General features: G+C 75.4%; 4 protein-coding genes. 3 read left to right on the top strand and 1 reads right to left on the bottom strand.

The genetic code is table 11. The annotated features are described in order from the left end of the window. The 3 genes from EAO70_RS06245 to EAO70_RS06235 all read left to right on the top strand — a co-directional run. A partial coding sequence (locus tag EAO70_RS06245; protein WP_261992700.1) for a hypothetical protein occupies positions 1-316 on the top strand: 316 nt, incomplete at its 5' end. A gap of 9 nt (positions 317-325) precedes the next feature. Then, positions 326-2,065: a cation acetate symporter gene (locus EAO70_RS06240; protein WP_148002013.1), complete on the top strand. Its 1,740-nt coding sequence runs from the start codon at positions 326-328 to the stop codon at positions 2,063-2,065. Beyond that, complete coding sequence (locus tag EAO70_RS06235; protein ID WP_148002012.1) at positions 2,062-3,261, top strand: histidine kinase; 1,200 nt, start codon at positions 2,062-2,064, stop codon at positions 3,259-3,261. The genes EAO70_RS06240 and EAO70_RS06235 overlap by 4 nt, the downstream gene beginning before the upstream one ends. A gap of 64 nt (positions 3,262-3,325) precedes the next feature. Here EAO70_RS06235 and EAO70_RS06230 read toward each other — a convergent pair whose 3' ends face one another. After that, complete coding sequence (locus EAO70_RS06230) at positions 3,326-3,829, bottom strand: hypothetical protein (protein ID WP_148002011.1); 504 nt, start codon at positions 3,827-3,829, stop codon at positions 3,326-3,328. Between the last annotated feature and the right edge of the window lie 175 nt (positions 3,830-4,004).

The following is a 4,004-nucleotide window of genomic DNA, read 5'->3' as shown; positions in this document are numbered from 1 at the left end:
GTGCCGGGCGTCGCACGGCTCGGACCCGACCCGCTCGCCGAGGACTTCGGCCCCGAGGAGTTCGCCGACCACCCTCGGCCACACCTACGTCCGCTCCCTGATGCGCAGCCAGCTCCGCGCCGCGCTCACCGCCCTCGGAGCCCTCGCCCTGCTCGTCGGCCCGCTGCCGCTGCTCCTCGCCCTGCCCGCCCCCGAGGCCTTCGTCTGGCTCACGCTCGGACTCGGGGTGTACCCCGTCGTCTGGGGCACCGCCCACTGGTACGTGCGCCGCGCCGAACGCAACGAGCGCGACTTCGCCGGCCTCGTCGAACGCTGAGACCACCCCGTGAACCAGGCCTACGCCGTCGCGGCCGTCACCGCCGTCGTCCTCGCCACCGTCCTCATCGGCGCCCTCGGCCTCCGGATCTCCCGGACGACCTCCGACTTCTACGTCGCCTCGCGCACGGTCCGGCCCGGCCTCAACGCCGCCGCGATCAGCGGCGAGTACCTCTCCGCCGCCTCCTTCCTCGGCATCGCGGGCCTCGTCCTCGTCCAGGGCCCCGCCATGCTCTGGTACCCGGTCGGCTACACCGCCGGGTACCTCGTCCTGCTCGTCCTCGTCGCCGCTCCGCTGCGCCGCTCCGGGGCGTACACCCTCTCCGACTTCGCCGAGGCCCGCCTCGAATCCCCGCAGGTGCGCCGCCTCGCCAGCCTCTTCGTGGTCGGCGTCGGCTGGCTCTACCTGCTGCCCCAGCTCCAGGGCGCCGGACTCACCCTGGAGATCCTCACCGGCGCCCCCGACTGGGTCGGCGGACTGCTGGTCGCCCTCGTCGTCACCGGCACGGTCGCCGCGGGCGGGATGCGCAGCATCACCTTCGTCCAGGCCTTCCAGTACTGGCTCAAGCTCACCGCCCTGCTCGTCCCCGTCCTCTTCCTGCTTGCCGCCTGGTACGGCGACGGGGCACCCCGGGCCCGTTTCGACGCGCCCGCCGTGCTGCGCGGCCACACCGTCGTCGAGGTCGCCGACACGGTACGCGTCGGGCTCGACGCCCCGCTCACCGCCACCGTCACCGGCACCGTCGACGCGGTCCCGTACGAGCGGCGGTCCGTCACCCTCGCCCCCGGCATCCACCAGATCCACGGCGGCACGACCCTCGCCCTCGATTCGGGAACGCCGCTGCCCGAGCGGGTCGCCAGCGGCACGGACCCGCTCGGCTGGTCCCAGCCGCTGGCCGGCGGCCGCGACGGGCACCAGCTGTACGCCACGTACGGACTGATCCTCGCGACCTTCCTCGGCACCATGGGCCTGCCGCACGTCGCCGTCCGCTTCTACACCAGCCCGCACGGCCGCGCCGCCCGCCGCACCACCCTCGTCGTGCTCGGCCTCGTCGGCTCCTTCTACCTCCTGCCACCGCTCTACGGCGCCCTGGGCCGGATCTACGCCCCCGAGTTGGCCCTCACCGGTTCCGCCGACGCCGCCGTGCTCGTGCTGCCCGACCGCATCCTCGGCGGGTTGCTCGGCGACCTCCTCGGCGCGCTCCTCGCGGGCGGCGCCTTCGCCGCCTTCCTCTCCACCGCCTCCGGGCTCACCATGTCCGTCGCCGGCGTCCTCACCCAGGACGTGCTGCCGTCCCGGGGCGTACGCCACTTCCGCCTCGCGACCCTCCTCGCCACCGCCGTCCCGCTGGCCGTGGGGGTGTTCGCGTCGAAGGTGCCGGTCGCCGACGCGGTCGGACTCGCGTTCGCCGTCTCCGCCTCCTCGTTCTGCCCGCTCCTCGTGCTCGGCATCTGGTGGCGGCGCCTCACCCCGCCCGGCGCCGCGGCCGGCCTGCTGCTCGGCGGCGGCTCCGCGCTCGCCGCGGTGATGGCGACCCGGGCGGGACTCGCCCCCGAGGGCTGGCCGCACACCCTGATGGCCTGGCCGGCCGTCTGGTCGGTCCCGCTCGGCTTCCTCAGCATGGTCCTGGTCTCGCTGGCCACCCCCCGCCGCGTCCCGCCCGGCACCCCGGCGCTCCTCGCCCGCCTCCACCTGCCGGAGGAGATCACCGGAACCGTCCCCGTCCCCGCCCAGGAGGCGCACCGATGAGCGCCGCCGTCCTCGCCGCCGCGGCCGCCCTGCTGCTCGCCGGGGGCTTCGTCCTCGGCCGGGTCACCGCCCGGCGCGGCGGCCGCGCCGCCGATCCCGGCCTCGGCACCCCCGTCGAACGCGCCACCTTCCACACCCTGCACACCGCCTCCCTCGCCGCGCCGCCGCTGCGCGCCGGGCTCACCGAGGACACCGCGCGCCGGGCGGCGGGCACCCTGCGCTCGCTGCTCGGCACCGAGGCGCTGTGCCTCACCGACCGCGGTGCCGTCCTCGCCTGGGACGGACCCGGCGAGGACCACCACCGGGCGCACGTCCCCGCGCAGGCCGCCGAGACCCTGGAGACCGGCCGCAGCCGCTCGGTCCACACGGACTGCGCCGACCCGGCCTGCCCGCTCCGCTGGGCGGTGATCGCCCCGCTCGCCGGGGAGGACGGGGTCCTCGGCGCGCTCGTCGCCTACGGCTCCCGGGAGTCGGCGGTCCTGGTGCGGGCGGCCACCGAGGTGGCGCGCTGGGCCTCCGTACAGCTGGAGCTCGCCGAACTCGACCGCTCGCGCACCCGGATCGTCGAGGCCGAGATCCGGGCACTGCGGGCCCAGATCTCACCGCACTTCATCTTCAACTCCCTCGCCGCCATCGCCTCGTTCGTCCGCACCGACCCGGAGCAGGCACGGGAACTCCTCCTGGAGTTCGCCGACTTCACCCGGTACTCCTTCCGCAGACACGGCGAGTTCGCCCAGCTCGCCGACGAACTGCGTTCCATCGAGCAGTACTTGGCGCTCGCCGGCGCCCGCTTCGGGGACCGGCTGAAGGTGACCCTCCAGATCGCCCCCGAGGTGCTGCCGGTCACCCTGCCGTTCCTCTGCCTCCAGCCCCTCGTGGAGAACGCCGTGAAGCACGGCCTGGAGGACCGAGAGCGGGGCTGCCGGGTCACGATCGCCGCCCGCGACGCGGGCGCGGAGGCCGTGGTGACCGTCGAGGACGACGGCATCGGCATGGACCCGGAGCTGCTGCGCGCGGTCCTGCGCGGAGAGCACCCCGCCGGCTCCGGCATCGGCCTGTCCAACGTGGACGAGCGGCTGCGCCAGGTCTACGGGGCGGAGTACGGGCTCGTCATCGAGACCGGGGTCGGCGCGGGCATGAAGGTGACCGTACGCATCCCCAAGTACCGCCCGGGAGTCCACCGTTCACCACCGTGACCGCCCCTGCGGGACCGGGAGGCGGACCGGCCGGCCGAGGACGGGAGCGGGGCCGGAGGAGCGATCAGCGCAGGTGCAGCGAGAGGTGGGCGAGCGGCAGCCCCAGCTTCCAGGCCGGCAGCCAGATCTGCTCCTCCTCGTCGACCGTACAGCCGGACTCCTCGCCCGGCGGGCCGTCCAGATCGGCGGCGCGGACCCAGGTGTCCCGCAGGCGGCGCCACGCGGTCTCCGCGAGGGCCAGGTCGGGCCCGTCGCCGCCGGCCGTGCGGCGCGCCGCGAGCCGCTCCTCGACCCAGGGCGGCCAGGGCCGGTCGTACGCGGTGTGCCGCAGCCACGCGTCGATCCCGCCCGCCGGCCGGCCGGCCCCGGGTCCGTCCGGTTCCTCCGAGAGGTGGACGGTGAGGGCGAGGGCCTGGAGGCCCGCCCGGTACTCCAGTGAGCCGGGCGCCACGAGGGCGGCGGCCCGCAGCACCTCGTCGGCCAGGTACTCGGCGCACAGCCAGGCCATCGGGACGGCGAGTTCGCCGCCGCTCGTGCCGCCGGCGCCGTTCGTGCTCTCGGGGCGCAACGCTCCCACCTTCTCCCGGAGATCGGGGACCCGGATGTGAGGGACCCCGGGGAGAGCCTCCTCCGTGGAGGGCGCCCGCGTGTCCCGCTTTGCTCAACTCGCCCGGGTGGATTCGGATACGTTTCCCGGCCGGATCGGTGCCGGTGGGATTGCTGGTGCACGGGGAGGCGGAGGG

Source organism: Streptomyces sp. adm13(2018), assembly GCF_008042145.1.
In the GTDB taxonomy this organism is placed as follows: Bacteria; Actinomycetota; Actinomycetes; order Streptomycetales; family Streptomycetaceae; genus Streptomyces.
This window is presented reverse-complemented; position numbering and strand designations above follow the sequence as displayed.

What these genes read in the sequence shown, in the direction of transcription:
- EAO70_RS06235 (WP_148002012.1), top strand. Translation starts at nt 2,062, where the DNA reads ATGAGCGCCGCCGTCCTCGCCGCCGCGGCCGCCCTGCTGCTCGCCGGG.